General features: G+C 63.1%; 22 protein-coding genes and 2 pseudogenes. 16 read left to right on the top strand and 8 right to left on the bottom strand.

Annotated elements, in window-relative coordinates; all coding sequences use genetic code 11:
• Positions 1 to 11 precede the first annotated feature (11 nt).
• The 7 genes from NR164_RS28010 to NR164_RS27980 all read left to right on the top strand — a co-directional run bounded on the left by NR164_RS28010 (position 12) and on the right by NR164_RS27980 (position 5,280).
• Entirely contained in the window at positions 12 to 638 is a 627-nt protein-coding gene (locus NR164_RS28010) for a DNA repair protein (protein ID WP_256823536.1), read from the top strand.
• A gap of 20 nt (positions 639 to 658) precedes the next feature.
• On the top strand, positions 659 to 1,132 hold the full coding sequence (locus NR164_RS28005) for a YbjN domain-containing protein (RefSeq protein ID WP_079444139.1): 474 nt from the start codon (positions 659 to 661) through the stop codon (positions 1,130 to 1,132).
• A complete protein-coding gene (locus NR164_RS28000) occupies positions 1,129 to 2,079 on the top strand; it encodes a peptidylprolyl isomerase (protein ID WP_256823535.1) in 951 nt (316 codons plus the stop codon). Before NR164_RS28005 ends, NR164_RS28000 begins: the two co-directional genes overlap by 4 nt.
• Positions 2,080 to 2,130: 51 nt before the next feature.
• Complete coding sequence (locus tag NR164_RS27995) at positions 2,131 to 3,108, top strand: LysR family transcriptional regulator (protein ID WP_256823534.1); 978 nt, start codon at positions 2,131 to 2,133, stop codon at positions 3,106 to 3,108.
• Between the two features lie 85 nt (positions 3,109 to 3,193).
• Complete coding sequence (locus NR164_RS27990) at positions 3,194 to 3,748, top strand: histidine phosphatase family protein (RefSeq protein ID WP_177031742.1); 555 nt, start codon at positions 3,194 to 3,196, stop codon at positions 3,746 to 3,748.
• Between the two features lie 45 nt (positions 3,749 to 3,793).
• Positions 3,794 to 4,549, top strand: coding sequence for a precorrin-6A synthase (deacetylating) (cobF, locus tag NR164_RS27985; RefSeq protein ID WP_079444136.1), 756 nt, complete (start codon positions 3,794 to 3,796; stop codon positions 4,547 to 4,549).
• Between the two features lie 11 nt (positions 4,550 to 4,560).
• Positions 4,561 to 5,280, top strand: a complete 720-nt coding sequence (locus NR164_RS27980) for an alpha/beta hydrolase (protein WP_057004365.1) — start codon at positions 4,561 to 4,563, stop codon at positions 5,278 to 5,280.
• 130 nt (positions 5,281 to 5,410) lie between these two features.
• Here the strand turns inward: NR164_RS27980 and NR164_RS27975 are convergent, their stop codons facing one another.
• The 3 genes from NR164_RS27975 to NR164_RS27965 form a co-directional block, all read right to left on the bottom strand.
• Complete coding sequence (locus NR164_RS27975) at positions 5,411 to 5,965, bottom strand: hypothetical protein (protein WP_017849157.1); 555 nt, start codon at positions 5,963 to 5,965, stop codon at positions 5,411 to 5,413.
• Positions 5,966 to 6,041: 76 nt separating this feature from the next.
• The gene (locus NR164_RS27970; protein ID WP_046383058.1) at positions 6,042 to 7,850 is read right to left on the bottom strand and encodes a monovalent cation:proton antiporter-2 (CPA2) family protein; all 1,809 of its coding nucleotides are present in this window, start codon (positions 7,848 to 7,850) and stop codon (positions 6,042 to 6,044) included.
• A gap of 143 nt (positions 7,851 to 7,993) precedes the next feature.
• Positions 7,994 to 8,878: an EamA family transporter gene (locus NR164_RS27965; RefSeq protein ID WP_079444135.1), complete on the bottom strand. Its 885-nt coding sequence runs from the start codon at positions 8,876 to 8,878 to the stop codon at positions 7,994 to 7,996.
• A gap of 103 nt (positions 8,879 to 8,981) precedes the next feature.
• Between NR164_RS27965 and NR164_RS27960 the strand changes: the two genes are divergently transcribed.
• From NR164_RS27960 to NR164_RS27950, 3 genes are all read left to right on the top strand, one after another.
• A complete protein-coding gene (locus NR164_RS27960) occupies positions 8,982 to 9,764 on the top strand; it encodes a helix-turn-helix domain-containing protein (RefSeq protein WP_256823533.1) in 783 nt (260 codons plus the stop codon).
• 94 nt (positions 9,765 to 9,858) lie between these two features.
• Positions 9,859 to 11,412, top strand: coding sequence for a DUF726 domain-containing protein (locus NR164_RS27955; RefSeq protein ID WP_017849161.1), 1,554 nt, complete (start codon positions 9,859 to 9,861; stop codon positions 11,410 to 11,412).
• Between the two features lie 41 nt (positions 11,413 to 11,453).
• Positions 11,454 to 12,773 carry an Nramp family divalent metal transporter gene (locus NR164_RS27950; RefSeq protein WP_046383062.1) on the top strand — a complete coding sequence of 440 codons (1,320 nt, stop codon included), beginning with the start codon at positions 11,454 to 11,456 and terminating at the stop codon, positions 12,771 to 12,773.
• 26 nt (positions 12,774 to 12,799) lie between these two features.
• On the opposite strand, the gene NR164_RS27945 is transcribed toward NR164_RS27950, so the two are convergent.
• Both NR164_RS27945 and NR164_RS27940 read right to left on the bottom strand, forming a co-directional pair.
• On the bottom strand, positions 12,800 to 13,177 hold the full coding sequence (locus tag NR164_RS27945; RefSeq protein ID WP_026140307.1) for a type II toxin-antitoxin system VapC family toxin: 378 nt from the start codon (positions 13,175 to 13,177) through the stop codon (positions 12,800 to 12,802).
• Entirely contained in the window at positions 13,174 to 13,533 is a 360-nt protein-coding gene (locus NR164_RS27940; protein WP_227778671.1) for a type II toxin-antitoxin system Phd/YefM family antitoxin, read from the bottom strand. Before NR164_RS27940 ends, NR164_RS27945 begins: the two co-directional genes overlap by 4 nt.
• Before the next feature lie 111 nt (positions 13,534 to 13,644).
• On the opposite strand from NR164_RS27940, the pseudogene NR164_RS27935 reads away from it, so the two are divergent.
• The 5 genes and pseudogenes from NR164_RS27935 to NR164_RS27915 form a co-directional block, all read left to right on the top strand.
• Positions 13,645 to 13,787 (top strand): annotated as a pseudogene (locus NR164_RS27935) (EamA-like transporter family protein); the annotation flags it as partial.
• 93 nt (positions 13,788 to 13,880) lie between these two features.
• Entirely contained in the window at positions 13,881 to 14,051 is a 171-nt protein-coding gene (locus NR164_RS27930; protein WP_256823532.1) for a metallothionein, read from the top strand.
• Positions 14,052 to 14,127: 76 nt separating this feature from the next.
• Positions 14,128 to 14,892, top strand: coding sequence for a helix-turn-helix transcriptional regulator (locus NR164_RS27925; RefSeq protein WP_128191880.1), 765 nt, complete (start codon positions 14,128 to 14,130; stop codon positions 14,890 to 14,892).
• A gap of 90 nt (positions 14,893 to 14,982) precedes the next feature.
• The gene (locus tag NR164_RS27920) at positions 14,983 to 15,156 is read left to right on the top strand and encodes a DUF1427 family protein (RefSeq protein ID WP_017849167.1); all 174 of its coding nucleotides are present in this window, start codon (positions 14,983 to 14,985) and stop codon (positions 15,154 to 15,156) included.
• 30 nt (positions 15,157 to 15,186) lie between these two features.
• Positions 15,187 to 16,146 carry a zinc-binding alcohol dehydrogenase family protein gene (locus tag NR164_RS27915; protein ID WP_256823531.1) on the top strand — a complete coding sequence of 320 codons (960 nt, stop codon included), beginning with the start codon at positions 15,187 to 15,189 and terminating at the stop codon, positions 16,144 to 16,146.
• Positions 16,147 to 16,194: 48 nt separating this feature from the next.
• Here the strand turns inward: NR164_RS27915 and NR164_RS27910 are convergent, their stop codons facing one another.
• The 3 genes and pseudogenes from NR164_RS27910 to NR164_RS27900 form a co-directional block, all read right to left on the bottom strand.
• The gene (locus NR164_RS27910; RefSeq protein ID WP_256823530.1) at positions 16,195 to 17,223 is read right to left on the bottom strand and encodes a purine nucleoside permease; all 1,029 of its coding nucleotides are present in this window, start codon (positions 17,221 to 17,223) and stop codon (positions 16,195 to 16,197) included.
• Between the two features lie 54 nt (positions 17,224 to 17,277).
• Positions 17,278 to 17,666, bottom strand: a pseudogene (locus tag NR164_RS27905) (outer membrane protein OmpK); the annotation flags it as partial.
• A gap of 41 nt (positions 17,667 to 17,707) precedes the next feature.
• Positions 17,708 to 18,646: an AraC family transcriptional regulator gene (locus NR164_RS27900; protein WP_256823529.1), complete on the bottom strand. Its 939-nt coding sequence runs from the start codon at positions 18,644 to 18,646 to the stop codon at positions 17,708 to 17,710.
• A 267-nt stretch (positions 18,647 to 18,913) separates the two neighbouring features.
• Between NR164_RS27900 and NR164_RS27895 the strand changes: the two genes are divergently transcribed.
• The gene (locus NR164_RS27895; RefSeq protein ID WP_017849171.1) at positions 18,914 to 19,687 is read left to right on the top strand and encodes an L-iditol 2-dehydrogenase; all 774 of its coding nucleotides are present in this window, start codon (positions 18,914 to 18,916) and stop codon (positions 19,685 to 19,687) included.
• Positions 19,688 to 19,782: the final 95 nt, after the last annotated feature.

Below are 19,782 nucleotides of genomic sequence, written 5' to 3'. Positions count from 1 at the left end.
GGAGATGCCCCATGAACACGCGAATATGCGCGCTGCTGTTGCTGCTGGTTACCACCGGTGCTTCGGCCGAAGGCATGGAGGAGCGCCTGCGCACGCAACTGCGCAGCACCACCCAGCAGTTGCAGGCGCTGCAAAGCGAGCAGGCCCAGGCCAGTGCTGCGCGCCTGGCGGCGGAAAACCAGGCCAAGCAGGCCCAGGCGCAAATCAAGCAATTGACCGCCGAGCTGGAAAAGGCCCGTGGCGTGGCCGAGCAACTCGCCGGCCAGCAACAGAACCTGCACAGCCAGGCGCAAGCCCAGGCGGCGGCGAGCAACGAGCAGATCGGCAAGTTCAAGAAGGCTTATGACGAACTGCTGGTGTTGGCCAAGGGCAAAGAAACCGAGCGCGCACGCCTGCAGGCGCAACTGAGCGAACGTGACACACAAGTGCAGCAATGTTCAGCCAAGAATCAGCAGATGTACGGCGTGGCTCAGCAGTTGCTTGCGGCCTACGAAAAAATCGACGTGGCCGAGGTGATGAGTATTCGCCAACCCTTCGCCAGCGGTGCGCGGGTCAAGTTCGAGGAACTGGCCCAGGGTTTTGGTGACGATCTGTACAAGACCCGCTTCGATACGCCCCAGGCGGGCGTCAATCATTGATCCACAAGGAAGAGCAGACCATGAACGAATTGATCATCAGCGTCACCGCCCAGAGCCTCACCGAGTTGCTGCAAGAGGCCGGCTACCGGGTCAACCAGAGCGAGCAGAACGGCATCGTGCAACTGCTCAGCGCCAGCCAGGGCATCGGCTTTGCCGTGCGTTTCGGCAACCCGGCGACGGAGCCGGGCAGCTACGTGGATTTCACCTACAGCTGCGCGCTGCGCGTGCAGGGCGACCTGCCCGAAGGCCTGGCCCAGGTGTGGAACGCCTCGCGCCGTTTTGCGCGGCTGTCGGTGCAGGGTGAATTTCTGCTGATGGAAATGGACGTGGTGGTGGCCGGTGTCGGCGCCACGCACCTGCGCAGCCAGTTGGAACTGTGGGACCGCCTGCTGCAGGAATTTATCGTCTACCTGCGTGAGTACAGCCAGCACGCCGCGCAGTTGCAGGCCCAGGCGGCGGCTGAACCTGTGGCTGAAGAGGTACCGGTGCTGTGAAGAAGCGAACCGTGGTTGTCGGCGCGGGGGCGCTGACGTTGCTGGTGGTGGCGGTGGGGTTGAGCCTGCGACCGGGCAGTGACCCGGTCGCCGCTCAGCAACCGGCGCCTGTCGTCACGTCCTCACCCAATGAGCGTGGCGCGCCGGCGGTGGCACGCCTGGGCAACCAGCAGATCGACGTGCCTGAACTGAAAAGCGTGCTGGCGAGCCTGCCGGCCGAATCCCGTGAGCAACTGCGCGGCAACCGTGGCGCCCTGGAGAGCTGGCTGCGTTCGCGCCTGGCGCAAAAGGCCGTGCTCGAACAGGCCGACGCCCAGGGCTGGCGCCAACGCCCGGAGGTGGAGCAACAGACCCGCGCCGCCACCGAACAGATCGTGTTTCGCGACTACATGCTCTCGGTCAGCCAGGTGCCGACCGACTACCCCAGCGCCGCTGAATTGCAGCAGGCCTACGACGCTGGCAAAGCACAATGGATAACGCCGCCGATGTACCGGGTCAGCCAGATCTTCCTGGCGCTGAATGACCCGCAAAGTGTCGACGCGGTACGTCGCCAGGCCCAGGAACTGAGCCGCAAGGCCCAGGCCGCGCCGGGGGATTTTGCCGCCCTGGCCACGCAATACTCGCAAGACCCGGACACCGCCCAGCGCGGTGGCGACTCGGGCTTGCAGCCGTTGCAGCAACTGGTGCCGGCGGTGCGCGAAGCGGTGTCGCGGCTCAAGGTCGGCGCGGTCTCGGAGGTGGTACAAAGCCCGGCGGGGTTCCATGTGCTCAAACTCACCGCCCAGCAACCGGCGCGCACCGCCACCCTCGACGAACTGCGCGAGCGCCTGACCCAGGCCCTGCGCGCGCAACGCCAGGAACAGATCGCCAAGGCGTACCTGGAAGGCATGCTCAATACCGCGACCTTTAGCATCGACGGCGCGCAGTTGAACCAGGTGCTGGAGTAACCCGCGTCAACCGCATTGGATGCACAAGACCTACAAGACAGGGAGTCTCCCATGGCATTTCTAGAACCGTCTGGCCCCCAGGGGCCTGCACCCTATCGCGAGCCGAGTCAGTCCCGTAGCGCCTGGTTGGCCCTGGCCAACGACATCGAGCCGGAGGTCGCGCGCTACTTTCTGGTGAGTGCGCGCTGCGGCTGTTTCATGCAGGCGGCGCGCAGCCTGAATATCAAGGCGACGCTGCTGCGCAAACGCCTGGCGCAACTGGAGGAACAGTTGCGCCATGTGTTGTTCAGTTTTCAGGGCAACGGCCTGGTACTCAGCCGCGATGGTCAACTGCTGCAGGCGCAATTGATTGCCCTGGCCCATGCGCGGCGCCTGCCGGTGGTGGAGCAGCCGCTGATTCGCCTGGCCGTGGCCGAGCCGATCCTGCACGACATCCTCGGGCGCGACCTGATCGCCTTGCTGCGCCGCAACGCCAGCGTGCGCCTGGAAATCATCTCCATCGACAGCCAATTGTCCCTGCAAACGGTGGACGTTGACGTGGTGCTGTGGCTCTCCGACGCCGATGGCCCCACGCCCGGCCCGAGTTTCCCCACTGCGCCGCCTCAAGTGCTGGCGCGCTTGGAGTACCTGCCGCACATCGCCAAGCGTTACTCGCGGCTGACAACCCGCCCCGACAGTGTCGAAGACCTGGATGACTACATGCTGGTGCAGTGGCAGCCGGATGGGCAGGTGAACGCCTTGCAGCCATGGAACACGGTGGTGGCACAGCGCCTGGCCGCGGTCGTGCAGGTGCATGCCTATTCGTTGATGCTCGAGATGATCCGCTGCGGCGCCTGCATCGGTTTGCTGCCGCGCTACATGGGCAGCTTCGACCGTGGCCTGGTGGCCTTGCCGGGATTGCTCGCCGAGCCCATGCAGCGCCAGGTGTGGCTGGCGGTGAAAGCGCAGGTGCAGCATGCCGAGGCGGTGCAGATGATCGTCGAGTTGATCACCAGTACGTTCGAGGGGCGGCGGGAGTGGTTTGATTAGTGCAGGATCCGGCCCCGGACGTTGCGTGATCGCCCCAACTGCGCCAGTCTTGGCGGCCTCATCCTTCCTGTAGCTGCGATCCGCGATGCAAGCCACCCGTTTGACTCTGATCTGCCATGCCGTCACGCCGTTGCAAAAGCGCGGCTGCTTTGCCGATGACGAATCGTTGGTGATGGATTGGCAAAACGCGGCGTTATCCCTGGCCGGTCGCTTCAAGAAAAACGTGCGGCTGCGCTGTGGGCCCGAGGCGCGAACCCGTCAGACGGCGAGCTTGTTCGGCGATCAGGCGCAGATCGAAGAGGCCTTGCGCGATGGCGATGTCGGGCACTGGAAAGGCCAGGACATCGCCGCGCTCGACAGCGCCGACCTGACGACCTGGCTCACCGACAGCGCGAGCGCACCCCACGGTGGCGAGTCGGTGGATCGGCTCTGCGCGCGCGTCGCGCAGTGGATGCAGTCGCTGCAGACCGAATCCGGCCATGTCGTGGCCATCACCCATCCGTTTGTCATCCGCGCCGCGTTGCTCTACGTCATGCAGTTTCCCGTCGCGATGTTTTATCGCATCGATGTGGAGCCGCTGTCTTGCACGGAGCTGCGTTTCAACGGCGTCTGGCGCCTGCGCCTGGAAACTCACGCCTGAGTACGTGAACATGGCAAAATCCACGCCCCGCAATGAGAGCAACCCATGAAACGCATCCTGATCATCGGCATTGGCGCCGGCAACCCTGACTACATCACGATGCAGGCCGTGAAGGCGCTGAACCGCACCGACGTGTTTTTCCTGATGGACAAGGGCCAGAGCAAAGACAAGCTGATCGACCTGCGCCGTGAGATCTGCGCGACCTACATCACCGAGCCCGGCTACCGCTTCGTCGAGGCCGATTGCCCCGAGCGGGTGCGCGGGGACATCGACTACACCCGCGCCGTGCAGGACCTCAACCGCGATAAGCAGCAGACCTTCGAGCGCATGATCAATGAAGAAATGGCCGACGGCGAAGTGGGGGCTTTTCTGGCTTGGGGCGATCCGGCGTTGTACGACAGCACCATCCGCATTCTGCAGGCGATCCTGGCCAGTGGCCGCTGCGTCTTTGAATTCGAAGTGATCCCCGGCATCACCAGCGTGCAGGCCCTGGCGGCCCAGCACAAAGTGCCGCTGAACCGCATCGGCCGCTCCATCGAGATCACCACCGGGCGCCGCTTGGCGGCGGGGCAGGCGAGCGATGCCGACACCCTGGTGGTGATGCTCGACGCCGAAGATTCCTACCGCACCGTGGTCGATCAGGATCTGGACATTTATTGGGGGGCCTACCTCGGCACGCCGGATGAAATCCTCATCAGCGGCAAGGTGAGTGAAGTCGCTGAAGACATCCAACGGGTGCGCAAGGCTGCGCGTCTGGCCAACGGCTGGATCATGGACACTTATTTGCTGCGCAAACCCTGAGGTCGATCTCCATGTTCAAACTGTTCGCGCTGGTGCTGACCCTGGTGGCCGGTGCCGCCCACGCCGATTCCGACCTGCACACCGACTTGCCGTTGTTGTACCTGGAACAGACCCAGGGCGATGCGCGCAACCAGCCGCTGGTGATTTTCCTGCACGGTTTTGGCAGCAACGAGGAAGACCTGTTCGGCATCAAGGATGCGCTGCCGTCCACCTGGACCTACCTGTCGGCGCGCGCGCCGATGCCGGTGGACGCCCAAGGGTTCCGCTGGTTCACCAAGACGCCGGGTGACGGCGATTACGATGGGATGACCGACGACCTGCAGAGCAGCGCCACGCTGATCAAGGCGTTTGTCGCCAAGGCTACCGTCAAATACCACACCCAGCCTGACCGGGTGTTCCTGGTGGGGTTCAGCCAGGGCGCGATCATGTCTTACGAGGTGGCGTTACGTGACCCTGAGTTGGTGCGCGGGATTGCGGCGCTCAGTGGCAGCGTGTTGCCGGTGCTCAAGGCGCAGCTCAAGCCGGATGAGCGATTGGGCCAGCTGGCGATTTTCATCGGCCACGGCACGTTGGACCAAGCGCTGCCGTATGCCTCGGCGACGCGGGCGAACGAGGTGTTGTCGGGGTTGGGGCTCAAGCCGCAGTTTCATACTTATCCGGGCATGAACCACACCATCAGCGCAGCGGAAGTGCAGGACTTGAAGGCCTGGCTGGAAACCAATGTGAAGTGAACACCGCTAAAAATGTAGGAGGGAGCTTGCTCCCGATAGCAGTGTGTCAGCCAACACATGCATGACTGATGCACCGCCATCGGGAGCAAGCCCCCTCCCACAGTTGATCGGTGTGGTTCTAACGGTCGGTTTACTTGCCGCCGGTAATCAGTTTCACCAACTGCGCATGCCCCTTCACATCATCCGCCCGCGAAATCGCCTGGATCACCAGTAAATGATTGCCGGAACCGCCGAGGAAGGTGGAGTTCAAGGTTTTGCCGCCGCCTTGGGTGGCCGTGCTGTCCACCTGGCGCAGGCCGAGGCCCTTGAAGGTCAGTTTCTTTTCGTTCTGTTTCTTGAAGTCGGGCAGGGCGGCGCTCTGGTCCTTGACGAAGCCGGCGACTGCGCCGTCGAGAAACTGCGGGTCATTATCTTTAATGGTCACCCCGTCGTTGCGCACGGTTTCGGCGACGATGACCACACTTTTCGTGGTTTGGTTCGCGTACATCGTACCTTGGGTATCCCCGGTGCCGTCTGCTGCCTTGCCGGCTGGCAGGGTGTCGGCGACATAGGCCTTGGGCAGGTCGAAGCTGAACTTGCCGCCCAAGGTGGAGATGGTCTGATCCGCCGGCTTGGCCGCGGCGAATACGCTGCCGGCGCTAAGCGCCAGGGCCAGCAGGACGGCGGTCTTGGTGAAAGTGGCCATGAAGAAACGCTCCGGTAGATGAACGAAATTGCGCCGTATTCTGTCAGAAAATTCGCAAGATCGTTCATCCGCACCCTCACACCTTGTCGGACTCTTCCTCAAGACGGTCCATTTCAAACAACCGCGCCAGTTCCGCACGGGCTTCCTGGGCGGTCTGCATGACCTTGGCCGCGTCGTCGTACACCGCGTGCTGGGCGGCGAGGACCTGCAGGTCGTGGTTCTTGAACCGGGTGATGCGCGCGTCGGCCTGGGCTTGGCTCAGGCCGAGGCCCACCAGGGTGCGGCGGCTCATTTCCAGGCTGGAATAGAAGGTTTCGCGCACCGGTGACGCGTCGAGGTCCACCAAACGGTGGACGTGCTGGCGGTTACGGGCGCGGGCGATGATCTTCATGTGCGGATAGAGGCTGCGCACCAGTTCGGCGGTTTTGATGTTGATCTCCGGGTCATCCATCGCGATGACGAAGAACTCCGCCCGGTCGACCTTGGCCGCGTGCAGGATCTCCGGACGTTGCGGGTCGCCGTAGAACACCGGCATGCCGCCGAAACTGCGGGTCAGCTCGATGGTTTCGACCGAGGTGTCCAGGGCGATAAACGAAATGTTCTGCGCGCGCAGGATTCGCGCGACGATCTGCCCCATGCGGCCCATGCCGGCGATGACCACGCGCGGCGCATCGCTTTCGATGGTGCGGTATTCCTCGGGGACTTCCACGGGTTTGACCTTGGGCTTGAACAGCTTCGGGCAGACCAGCAACAGCAGCGGCGTCACGGCCATCGACAGGGTGATGGTCAGCACCAGGATGTCGTACAGGTGCGGTTCGAACAGGCCCTGATCGCGGCCGATCTTGAACACCACGAAGGCGAATTCACCGCCTGCCGCCAGCACCACGCCCAGGCGCAAGGCGCTCTCGCGGTTGAGATCGCCCACCAGCCGGCCGACGGCATACAGCAGCGGCAGTTTCAAACCGATCAACAGCAGGGTCAGGCCGATCACCACCAGCGGCGAGCTGAGCAGCAGGCTGAGGTTGGCGCCCATGCCCACGCTGATGAAAAACAGGCCGAGCAGCAGGCCCTTGAACGGTTCGATCTGGGATTCCAGTTCGTGGCGGTATTCCGAGTCCGCCAGCAGCAGGCCGGCCAGGAACGCGCCCAGGGCCATGGACACGCCGACCAACTCCATCAGCCAGGCGGTGCCGATCACTACCAGCAACGCGGTGGCCGTGGACACTTCGCGCAGGCCGGTCTTGGCGACGACGCGAAACACCGGGCGCAACAGATAGCGCCCGCCGATGATCACCACGGCGATGCTGCCGAGGATCTGCAACACGTGCTGCACGCCCTGGGCCTGGGTGCTTGGGTGATCGCCCCCGGCCAGCAACGGCACCATGGCAATCAGCGGGATCGCCGCAATGTCCTGGAACAGCAGAATCGCAAAAGCCAGGCGCCCGTGGGGCTGGTTCAGCTCCTTGCGCTCGGCGAGGCTTTGCAGGCCAAAGGCGGTGGACGACAGCGCCAGGCCCAGGCCCAGCACGATTGCGCTGTTCCACGACTGGCCAAACAGCCACAGCGCGACCCCGCCCATCACCAGGCCGGTGAGCAGCACCTGGGCCAGGCCGACACCGAATACCGCCTTGCGCATCACCCATAAACGTTTCGGCGACAGCTCCAGGCCGATGATGAACAGCAGCAGCACCACGCCCAACTCCGAGAACTGCGCGACGCTTTGCGGGTTGCCGATCAGGCCCAGTACCGACGGGCCGATGATCACACCGGCGAACAGATAGCCCAGCACCGCGCCCAACTGCAGGCGCTTGGCCAGGGGCACGGTCAGCACGGCGGCGAGCAGGAACACCACGGCTGCTTGTAACAGGTTGCCTTCATGGGGCATTGCGAACTCCAAAATCTTTAAAGCCAATCAACAGGCGGCTATTAGAGCGCTTTTTACATGTCGATAATTGTGTTTTTGCAGTGTGGGATCGTGCTGGGCGCGGTTTTTTTTGCTGGGCGACTGCGTTCTCGCGGGCGTGTCTTTCACTGGCTGAGTGTTTTTCCAGGCGCACTGGCGGGCGCGCGGTACAACCCCACGGCCAGCCCGGTGATGATGAGTGCGATCGAGAGCAGGTTGGGCGTGGATATGCGCTCGCCGATGATCAGCATCGAACTGGTCATGCCGAACACCGGAATCAGCAGGGACAGCGGCGCTACGGTGGATACCGGGTATGCCTTGAGCAGTGAGTTCCAGCCCCAGTAGGCAAAGTGCGTGGCCAGGTAGACCTGGAACAGGATGGAACCCGCCGCCGTCAGGTCGAGGTTGGCGCCCACGTTGGCGAACGCTGCGCTGCCGTGCAGCCACCAGGCCATGAGCCACAGCGGAATTGGTGGGAACAGACTGGCCCACACCATGAACGAGAAGATCTCTTTCACGCCCGATTGCTTGATGATCACGTTGCCGACACTCCAGGCCAGCGCGCTGAAGACGATCAACAGAATACCCAGCAGCGCGTGGTCGCCGTGTTGCGTCGCGATAATCCCCGCCAAGCCGGTCACCGCGAGCACGGCGCCGAGCACTTGGGCCCTGCGGATTTTTTCCTGGAACAGCACATAGCCCCAACCCATGCTGAAAAACACGCTGAGTTGGATGATCAGCGAGGCGATTCCCGGGCTGACACCGACCTGAATGCCATAGTTGATCACGCCCCACATCCCCAGCCCGAAGATAAGCCCATAAGCCGCTACATAGTGGAAGCCCACGGCGGGGCGCTTGATGAAAAACACCAGCGGCAGGGCGGCGAGGGCAAAGCGTATGCCGGTAAGGACAAAGGGGTCGATTGCACGCAGGCCCAATTTTGTCAGGGGGAAGTTCACCCCCCAGACCAACGTAACCAGCACAGCAAGCACCAGGTGTTTTTTCTGCATGGGGTTTCCTTTTAGGCAGAGTGCAGCTTCAAAGGCGTCGATGTTAGGCGGCAGGGCAATGGCCCGCTTGCTATGTCAGGTCAACTTTTGACAGAATCGGGCCATGATGCCGACTTTTGATTCCGACAGCCCCGACGCGCTGGTGACGCTGCGCGAATACCCCTCTGGCACCGTGTTTGCGCGGCACACGCACCCGCGAGGTCAGTTCGCCTACGCTTCCACCGGCGCGCTGAAAATGTTTACCGACCTGGGCAACTGGGTGGTGCCGCCGCAGCGGGCGATCTGGGTGCCCGGCGGCGTGCCCCATGAAATGCAGATGCGCGGCGATGTGGTGATGCTCAATACCTACCTGGACGCCGGTGCCGCCGCACGGGCGGGGTTGCAGGCACGCTGCCAGGTGTTTGAAGTGTCGCCCCTGCTCAGGCATCTGTTGCAGGCGGCGCTGGCCATCGAGCCTTCGACCTTACCCAATGCCAGGCAGGCCTGCGTGCTGACGCTGCTGATCGATGAGATCGGAGCGATGCCCGAGTTGCCCCTCAGCGCGCCGTTGCCCCGCGAGCCACGGCTGGCGAGCGCCTGCCAGCGTTTTCTGGAGGCCCCTACGCAACACACTTCGATTGACGAAATGGCCGCGTGGTCGAGCATGAGCCGGCGCACCTTTACCCGCCATTTCCTTGAGAGCACGGGCATGACGTTCGTCGCCTGGCGCCAGCAAGTCTGCCTGCTGGAAGCCACTGCCCGGCTCAGCCACGGCGTGTCCATCACCGAGGTGGCGCTTGAGTTGGGCTTCAGCAGTGCCAGCGCCTTCACTGCGTTGTTCCGGCGCAACCTGGGCGATACCCCGGCGCGTTATCTGACTAAATCAAAGGCCGCGTCGTTGTTCTGAGGGGGTTGCGGCGTCCGCGCCCGTCAGGATTCACCTTCCTGCGGCCCGCCCTTTGTTACTATCGGCGTCCTTCGTCACCAGGAGTCACCGGCCCATGCAGCACCAGTGGGATGAAATGCACCGTACCCGCAAGCCCACGTTCGTACTGTGCGGCGAGCCTCAGGGGGACGTGCTCAATCTCTATGTTCACGGTTACTCGGCGTTCTTCAACCGGCAGCAACTGGGCAACTTCACGGCGCAACTGGCAAGTATCGAAGGTTCGACCAACCTGATGCTGTTCTGGCCGGCCGGGCATTTTCTGGAAAACCTGTTCGCACCGTTCAAGGACGTGATCACCGCGATGCTCGGCGGCGGCGGCCTGGGAGCGGCGACGGTAGGGGTGGGCAAGGCGATCGGGTATTTTCTCGACCATTACAAAAGTGTCGAGGCGCGGGTGGATGAAGTGGCCCGCAGCCTGTTGCCGGAATTGGCCGAATTCCTCCACGGCGAGTCGCTGCAGGTGCGGCGCATCAACCTGATCGGGCATTCCCTCGGCGCGCGCATCCTGGTCAAGAGCGTGTTGGCCAACCCCGACACTGCGCGCGAACTGCCGTTGAACCATTTGCTGTTGATGGGCGGGGCGATCTGTACGTCGAGCCCTTGGGATGAAGTGTGCGCAGCGCTTTCGGGGCGGGTGATCAATTGTCACTCCAGTAAGGATTGGGCCCTGGCGATGAAACCGGATACCGAGCGTTGCATCGGTCGCTACGCCATCCCGATCACGCCCGCGCTCAAGGCCAAGGTGACCAACGTTCACCTGGCCAGCTTCGATCACGCGGCCTATTGGCCGCAGTTGCAGACGGTGGTGCAGTACACCGACCTGCTGCAGGAGCGACGCGGCATGATCCGCGCCGACCAGCGCAGTAGCGAGGTGCGCTTTGCCGAAGAAGATGACGAACTGTTCCCGGTGCTGGTGCGGGCGCGCCCGGACGAGCTGAAGTTCCTCGCCGAATTGATCGCGCAAAAGCGCAGTGCCTCGATTGATGCCACGGTGCGCGAGCCGCTGAAGTTGGCCATCGAGTTGCAGCGCATGGGCGGCGACAGCTTCATGAACCTCGCCCGGGGGCACGGCGTGGGGTATCGCCAGATCGCCGAGGATGTGGCGCAGCGGCTGGGGATCAAGTTCGATGAACCGATGGAGACCGTCGTGCTGGCGGACATCGAAGCGCAGGTCGCGGAAAAACTCATCGAACAATACAAGGACAAACTCAGCCACGCCGACCGACAGGCGTTCGACGCCGAGCTTCAGGCGGCGGCGCAAAAGGAGCAGGGCCTGTTCCATCGCATCGATGTCGGCCGTTCGGCCGCCACGGCGTTGAGCGGTACGGCGTTGGCGGGGCTGACCGGGTTCATCCTGCGGCGCGGCGCAGCCACGGCGATTCCGCTGGTGGGCCAGGCACTGGCGGCGGCGATGTTGCTGGTGAGCGGGGTGCGTGCGTTTTCCGGCCCGGCGTATTCGATCACGACCTTGGCGGTACTGGTGATCGGGGTGATCCGCCAGCGCATGGAGCGCGAAGCGTTGAACCAGGAAATGGACCTGGTGGTGCAAGTGGTCGAAGCGTTTGACCTGCCGCGGGACACGGTGATGCGAACGGTTGCATCCGACTGATAAGCTACGGGCTTGTCTAGAGTGTTTGCCTGGGATACTGCGTGAAATTCAGCCTGCCGAAAATCGCTACCGCTCCGTTTTGCCCGCCGGAAGTGGCTGGCTCTGTCATCGTCGACCCCAAGGCGTCGTTTTTCAAACGAATGCTGATGTTTGCCGGCCCCGGCTTGCTGATTTCCATCGGCTACATGGACCCGGGCAACTGGGCCACGGCGATCGAGGCCGGCTCGCGCTACGGCTACAACCTGCTGTTTGTGGTGCTGCTGGCCAGCCTGGCGGGCATGGTGGTGCAGTGCCTGTGCTCGCGCCTGGGCATCGCCACCGGCAAGGACCTGGCGCAACTGTGCCGCGAACGCTACAGCCAACGCTCGGCCCGCACCCAGTGGGTGCTGGCGGAAATTTCCATCATCGCCACCGACCTCGCCGAAGTGCTCGGCTGCGCCCTGGCGTTTCACCTGCTGCTCGGTGTTTCGTTGACCACCGGCATTGTCATCACCGCGTTTGACACGCTCTTGGTGCTGGCCCTGCAAAACCGTGGTTTCCGTCGCCTGGAAGCGATCATGCTGGCGCTGGTTGCCACCATCGGCGTGTGTTTCTTCATCGAGCTGGTGCTGATCAAGCCCTATTGGCCGGACGTGTTCAGCGGCTTTGCGCCGTCGTTGTCGGCCATCAGCGATGCCGCGCCGTTGTACCTGGCGATTGGTATCCTCGGTGCCACCGTGATGCCGCATAACCTCTATCTGCACAGCTCGATCGTGCAAACCCGGCTGATCGGCAAAGACCTCGCCAGCAAGCAGGACGCGGTCAAGCTGGCGCGTATCGACACCATTGGCTCCCTGGCCCTGGCCTTGCTGGTCAACGCCGCGATCCTGGTGCTTGCCGCCGCTGCGTTCCATAAAACCGGGCATACGGATGTGGTCGAGATCCAGGACGCCTACCATTTGCTCGATCCTCTGGTCGGCGGCGCCTTCGCCAGCATCCTGTTCGGCATCGCCTTGCTGGCCTCCGGGCAGAGTTCCACGTTCACCGGCACCATCGCCGGGCAAGTGATCATGGAGGGCTACCTCGACCTGCGCATTCCTTGCTGGCAGCGACGCCTGATCACCCGTGGGCTGGCGCTGATCCCGGCGTTCGTGGGCGTGTGGCTGATGGGCGACGCGGCCATTGGCAAATTGCTGATTCTCAGCCAGGTGGTGCTCAGCCTGCAGTTGCCGTTTGCGTTGTATCCGCTGATCCGCATGACCGGCGACGCGCGACTGATGGGCCCGTTCGTCAATCGCCTGCCGACGCGCTTGCTCGCGTGGTTTCTGTTTGCGCTGATCAGTGGCGCGAATGCGTGGTTGATCGGGCAGTGGTTGTTTTGATCCAAGGCCCGCGGTGCTGGGGCGATCTACACCAGGACCGCCAGCGATGTGTATTGGGCAACCTGCGGATCGGCCGTCAATAGCTTCATCGGTTCGCTCAGGGCGGTTGCAGCGATGAGCCGATCGAAAGGGTCTTTGTGATGAGGCTTGAGATCCTTGACCGCAATGGCGTGTTCTGACGTGATGGGGAGTTCGACGAAACCGCTTTGCAGGCAGCACTCACGGACTTCATCCAGATCGACAGTGAGTTTCCCCAGGCCGACCTTGATCGCCAGTTCCCAGAATGTGGCGGCACTGACATAGATCTCTGCGGCATGTTCAATCAGCTTTCGGGCTTTGCTGGAGAGCTTGGGGTCATCGTTCAACGTCCACAATAGGATGTGGGTATCCAGCAGCACTCTCATGAATGAGTGCCCTGGAACGCCGCGATGAGGTCGTCGGACAAAGGCGCGTCGAAGTCATCCGGAATCACCAGCTTGCCTTGCATTGCGCCAATTCGCCGGCCTTTGGATTTTCCAACAGGGACAAGCTGCGCCATCGCTCGCCCATGCTTGGCGATGGTGATGATTTTGCCGGCAGCTGCCTCATCAACCAGTTTTGACAGCGTGTTTTTGGCTTCGCCCAACGGCACTGTAATCATGGGGCTCTCCGCATATTTTGGCCAAATATAGCCAGAACTGCTGGCGCTATCAAAGACAGCCTGACCGCTGGTTGACGCCAACCGTTTTGAGCGCGACGGGTTGCGGTATATGACATCCATGGCATTGCTCCAAACAAGGGTTTCGCCGAAGTCTGTCGCAGCGTGCCGGGCTTAGGAATAGTGGCCCGAAAAATCGGAATGGACCTACTTTAACCGCGAGGTGTTTTCCCCATGAGCGTGCTGATCGACCATTTCGGCTGGCTGGGCCACCCGGCCACCCGGCCATCGAGCTGTCGGGCAGCCGGATCGTGGCAATGGCCTGCCTGGCGCTAGCGCTGGTGTTCATGTACCGCAGCAACACCCGCACCGACTGACTGATGGGAGGAACCATCCGCGCCGGCCCGCAGTCACTGCTAAAGGTGTCGGCGCCCGCCGCACCGGGACGACCATGACGAAGGAGTCTGACCATGCCAGATACAACCTGTGTCTGCCCACACTGCAAATGTGTGCTGGGAGTGGAGGCGGTGATGAAAGACGGTAAGGGCTATTGCTGCCAGGGCTGTGCCGAACACCATGCCCATGGTGAGCCATGTGTGGCGCCGACGGGCTGCGAATGCGCCAAGTCGGCTAAAGGCTGAGCGCGGTAAAAATTCGCTCGGCTTGTCGGGCGCTGGTCATTACCATGGCCGCTCACCCTTGCCGGATGTGTTCCCCATGGCCCTGGCCACGCCCCCCGACCTCAGTGATCACGCCGTGCCCGTGCAACCGCTGGCGCGGACCTACCCGCGTGGTTGGTATGTAGAGCCCCATCGGCATGACTGGGGCCAGTTGCTCTATGCCATGAGCGGGGTGATGTGGGTCGAGACGCCACGCGAAGCGCTGGTGGTGCCGCCCCAACGCGCCGTCTGGCTGCCGCCGGGCGTGGAACACGGGATACGCGTGGTTTCGGATTTGCAGATGCGCAATATCTACCTGCGCCCGGCGTTGGCCGCGACGCTGGACAGCCAGGTGCAGGTGATTGAAGTCGGCGGGCTGCTGCGCGAGTTGATCGTCACCCTGGTGGAGCAGGGCGACAGTGGCGATGCCGGCTATTACGACGCGGTGGTCGGCCTGGCCCTGCTGGAGCTGCAGCGCGCACGCCGCGCGTCAATCCGCATCGCCATGCCGCTGGAGGCCGACCGCCGCCTGGTCAATGCCTGCCAGGCGGTGATGGCGGCGCCATCCCTGGCGATTCCCTTCGAGCATCACGCCGAGGCCGCCGGTGCCAGTGTGCGGACCTTGGCGCGGCTGTTCCAGAACCACCTTGGCATGGGCTTCGCCGAATGGCGCCGCCAGGTGCAACTGGCCACGGCGGTGGCCGAGTTGATCCAAGGCCAGTCAGTCAGCGCGATCGCGCGGTCCCTGGGTTACTCACCCAGCAGTTTCAGCGACATGTTCCGTCGTGAACTCGGCGTGGCACCGTCGCAGTACTGCGGTTGAAGGTTTGGCCGAAATCCTGAAGCACTTGGCCGATGAGGTGGGCGGCGGCTTCCTACACTAAGCGCCGTCCAACCACCAGGCGCTGCCCCCATGAGTTACTTGATCTCCCTTGCCATTGGCCTCTTCGTCGGCGTGATCTACGGTGCGCTGGATTTCCGCTCGCCCGCGCCGCCGGCCATCGCGCTGGTAGGCCTGATGGGCATGTTGCTCGGCGAAAAACTGTGGCCGATGGGGCGTCAGTTGGTCAGTGGTTGGTTGTCCTGAATGTCCTTTCCCCTTTGATGGATGCCGCTCATGAAAGCGCTGCAATTTTCCGCCACCGGCGACCTCTCCACCCTGCGTTTCGTCGACGTCGCCACCCCGGTGCCCGCCGCTGGGGACGTGCTGGTACAGATCAAGGCCGCCGGTCTCAACCCCAGCGACGTGAAGAATGTGCTCGGTCGCTTTCCCTACACCACGCTGCCGCGCATTCCCGGTCGCGACTTCGCCGGCGTGGTGGTCGAAGGCCCGCAGGAATGGGTCGGGCAGGCGGTCTGGGGCACCGGGCGTGACCTCGGTTTCTTCGCCGACGGTTCCCACGCCCAGTACCTCACTGTGTCGGCCAAGGGCGTGGCGCACAAACCCAGCCACCTGAGTTTTGCCCAGGCCGCCAGCCTCGGTGTGCCGTACACCACCGCATGGGACGCCCTGCAGCGCAGCGCGGTCGGCGAGGGCACGCGGGTGCTGGTCATCGGTGCGAACGGGGCCGTCGGCAGTGCGGCGTTGGCCTTGGCGAAAATCCTTGGGGCGCAGGTACTGGCGGCGGTGCGACGCCCTGAGCAGGCCGAAGTGTTGCAGGCGCAAGGTATCGCCGCGATTACCCTGGGCCAGCCGGAGGATTTGGGCGCGCAGGTCAATGCCGTGTTCAAGGGCGGCGCCGATGTGATCTTCGAAACCACGGGGTTCTGGTTGCCCGCCGCCGTGGCGGGGCTGGCGCCGTTCGGACGCATCGCGATCATCGCCGCGCCGGTCGACGGTCATGTGCAACTGCCGGCCCTGGCCCTGTATCGCAAGGGCGGTTCGGTGGTGGGGATCAATTCGTTGCTCTACAACTGCGAGCAATGTGCAGTGATGCTGGAGCAGTTCGGGCACTTCTTTGACGAAGGGTTGCTGCCGCTGCCGAGCGGCCTGCGCGAAGTGGCGTTGGCCGAGGGCGTGAAATGCTTCGAGGAGGTGAATGTGGGCAGTGCCGATAAGATCGTCCTGCTGCCCTGACGCGCTTGAACAGGTGGGAGCAAACCCGCTCCCACCGGTGGTTTTTGACTAGGCGTCGGGCACGCCTTTTTCCCACGCCGACCAGTGCTTCAGGATCGCCTGGACCAATGGGTTGCCCGTGCGGTACAGGTTTTCCAGCGCCGGCACGAAGCCGCCCTGGTCCGCATATTTGAGCAGGTTATCCACCTCGCTGTAGCCCGGATAAGGTCGGTCGAAATCCGACCCGGCGCGCACCACCGCCAGGCGCTGGATATCCACCAGCCCTTCGCGACTGGCGCGCAGCAGGGCTTCATAGGTGGAGTTGTCTTCCTGCTGGGTGGTGCAGTATTCGCCTTGGTTGTCGGTGAGCAACCGCGTCCAGACTTCGGCGCGCTCGCTCAGGCGCGTGCCGGAGAACCAGGTGTTGCCCGCCAGGGTGTCGCAGCGGGTGACTTGCGGCGGTTGGTTGGCCGGTGCCGCAGGGTAGTGTTTGCGCCAGGCGCTGGATTCCTGGCTTTCCGTCAGCTCAACCTTCTGCGACAGGGCAAACGCCTTGGCCTGCAGTTTCGGGTTCAGCTCGAACACTTCGGTCTTGTAGTCCAGCGGCGGGTTTTTGTTCGGGCCCTTGGTGTTGATACCGATGTAGCCGGTCGGCCAGTCTTTGGGCGCGTCCCGCGAATCGATTTCCCACTGGGTGCCGAACTCCACCAGGTAATGCGCCCAGGCGGTGGTGCCGAGGGTGCCGTGTTTGGGGCTGATGCCGGCAATCCCGGCGATCAGAAAGTAGCTCTGGCGCAGGTCGAACTTGGGTGACAGCGCCAACGCCAGGGTGGAGGCGGCGGCGTTGGTCTGGCCCATGCCGGTCACCAGCAGGCAGACGTCTTCGGTATTGCAACGAATCACCGGGTATTCGGCGGACAAGCCCGGCACGCGGACTTCCTGCTTGAGCGCCAGGCGATCGATCCAGGTTTGCGCCTCGGGGGCGAACATGGTGATCAGCATCACCTTGGGCTTGATCGGCGCAGGCGCCTGCGCCAGTACCAGGTGGGGCAGCAGCGCCAGGCCGACGGCCAGCGAGACACGGGTAAACAGACTCATCTAAAACTCCTTGATCAGAATTGGTAGCCTACGCCGGCGTAGTAACCCCAGCATGTTAGCGGTGTGCGCCGGGTTTTCCTTGCGCAGGTCCTTGCCGAAATCGCAGTTGGTGAAGCCGATATAGGTCAGTGAGGCGCCGTCGTTCAACTGCCGGATGGGCGCGAAGTATTTCAGCTGCGCACGGTGGCCGTCCCATGCGTATTCATTGCTGGCGCCATTGTGCTGCTGTGGTCGTAGATCCAGTCAAAGGCCGCGTACCATTCCTTGACCGCGCCGATGGCCAGGCTGCGCGCCGCCGGATCGTCGATGGAGGTCCGTGGTTCGTGCTCGATGAACAGCGGCGAGCCATGATCCCATGCGCCTTTGTCATTACGGTTACCGATGCCGAGAATCTTCGACACGTCGATATAACCCTATCGTTCGAAACAATCCTTGCGACCGAAGACTGATGTCCTGGCTGCCGATCAATGTCGGGTTCTTGGGGTCAATATTGACGCAGTGTCATTTTTTCGCTGCGCTGGAACAGGTGCATGACCGTTTCGCGCCGATATTCACTGGGAGTCTGATGCATCTCGATACGAAAGTGCCGGTTGAAATTGGACAGGTTGGCGTAGCCCACTTCAAAGCAGATCGCCGCCACGGACAGCTCGCTTTGCAGCAACAGCCGGCACGCCCGCTGTATGCGGAACTTGCGCATCAGGTCGATAAAACCGTGACCGGTGTTGCGCTTGAAGAAGCGTGAGAAGCCCGCTTCGCTCATCTCCAGTTGCCGGGCGATTACCGGCAGGCGCACATCGCCGGTCAATTCGCGCATCAGGTAGTCGAACGCCTTGTTGATGCGCTCGGCGCTGCGCGCGTCCAGGGTCGGCGCATAGCACGGGCTGGCCAGGGCCTGCACCTGCGGCGGCGGGGCGTTCTTGAGGGTGTCGAGCAGTTGCAGGAACAGGATCAGGCGTTGCAGGCCGTGGGCGCTGCCGATGTCTTCCAGCAGGCGGGCCGCTTGCACGGCGGTTTCGCCGCTGAATGCCAGGCCGCGCCGGGCCTGTTCGAACAACGGCTGCACGTCGCCGAGTTCCGGCAGGGTCTTGCGCAGGGCGAGGAGGGCGCTGCCGTCGAATTGCAGCACCACATCGCGGCCGTTCAGGTGTTCGCCGGGGGCCAGGTCGCCGATCCAGTCGTGGGGCAGATCCGGGCCGATCAGCGCAACATGCCCGGCACCGAATGCGCCGATGTAATCGCCCGCCACCAACTTGCCGCTGCCTTGGCGGATCAGGTGGATCTCGAATTCCGGGTGGTGATTCCAGCGCGCCAGTTCGTAGGGGTAGTCATGTTCGAACCAGCGAAAACAGTGTTCCGGCTCGGGCAGGATCACTTCGAGTTCGGCGGGGCGGTGTTCGAACCACTCGGCGCGGCTGATGGGCATGGTGATGCCTCTTGTACTTGGGGAATTGCGCCAAAATACGCGTGTTGGCGACAGCCGCGCTACCGAAGCTTTCGCCCGATACTGATACTTTTTTGATCCCGGCCTGCGGTTAAAAAAGTATCGGTCGGGCATTCGCCACGGGTTTGTGAGGGCCCGGCCAAGCTGCTGTAATCGGCCCTCGACCATAAAAACAAGCGGTGGACACCGCCGAGCACGAGATCAACCGCGCCGGTTATCCCCCATCAATGCCCGAGGGACACGCACCCCATGAAACGACTGGAAGGTAAGAGCGCGCTGATCACCGGATCGGCGCGAGGCATCGGTCGCGCCTTTGCCCAGGCCTATATCCATGAAGGCGCCACGGTTGCCATCGCCGATATCGACCTGCAGCGGGCCCAGGCCACAGCAGCCGAACTGGGCCCGCAGGCTTACGCGGTGGCAATGGACGTCACCGACCAGGCGTCGATCGACGCCGCGATTGCCGCCGTGGTGGCCCATGCCGGCCAGCTGGATATTCTGATCAACAACGCGGCGCTGTTCGATCTGGCGCCGATTGTCGACATCACCCGCGAGAGTGTCGAGCGGCTGTTCTCGATCAACGTCGCCGGCACCCTGTTCACCCTGCAGGCCGCGGCTCGGCAGATGATCCGCCAGGGCCACGGCGGCAAGATCATCAACATGGCCAGCCAGGCCGGACGGCGCGGCGAGCCGCTGGTCGCGGTGTACTGCGCGAGCAAGGCGGCGGTGATCAGCCTCACCCAATCGGCGGGGCTGAACCTGATCAAGCAGGGCATCAACGTCAACGCCATCGCCCCGGGCGTGGTCGACGGCGAGCATTGGGACGGGGTGGACGCACTGTTCGCCAAGCACGAAGGCCTGGCGCCGGGCGAGAAGAAGCAGCGAGTAGGCGACGAGGTGCCGTTCGGACGCATGGGCACCGCTGAAGACCTCACCGGTATGGCGATCTTCCTCGCGTCGAAGGACGCCGACTATGTCGTCGCCCAGACCTACAACGTCGATGGCGGGAACTGGATGAGTTAGGCCATACACCGATCAACATGTGGGAACGAGCATGAGGCTACGATAGCGGACGGTCAGGCAGCAAAAAAGTCAGCAGTACCGGCCCCGTCGCAGCC

It is taken from the genome of Pseudomonas sp. Pse79 (assembly GCF_024519615.1).
Taxonomy (GTDB): domain Bacteria; phylum Pseudomonadota; class Gammaproteobacteria; order Pseudomonadales; family Pseudomonadaceae; genus Aquipseudomonas; species Aquipseudomonas veronii.
This window is presented reverse-complemented; position numbering and strand designations above follow the sequence as displayed.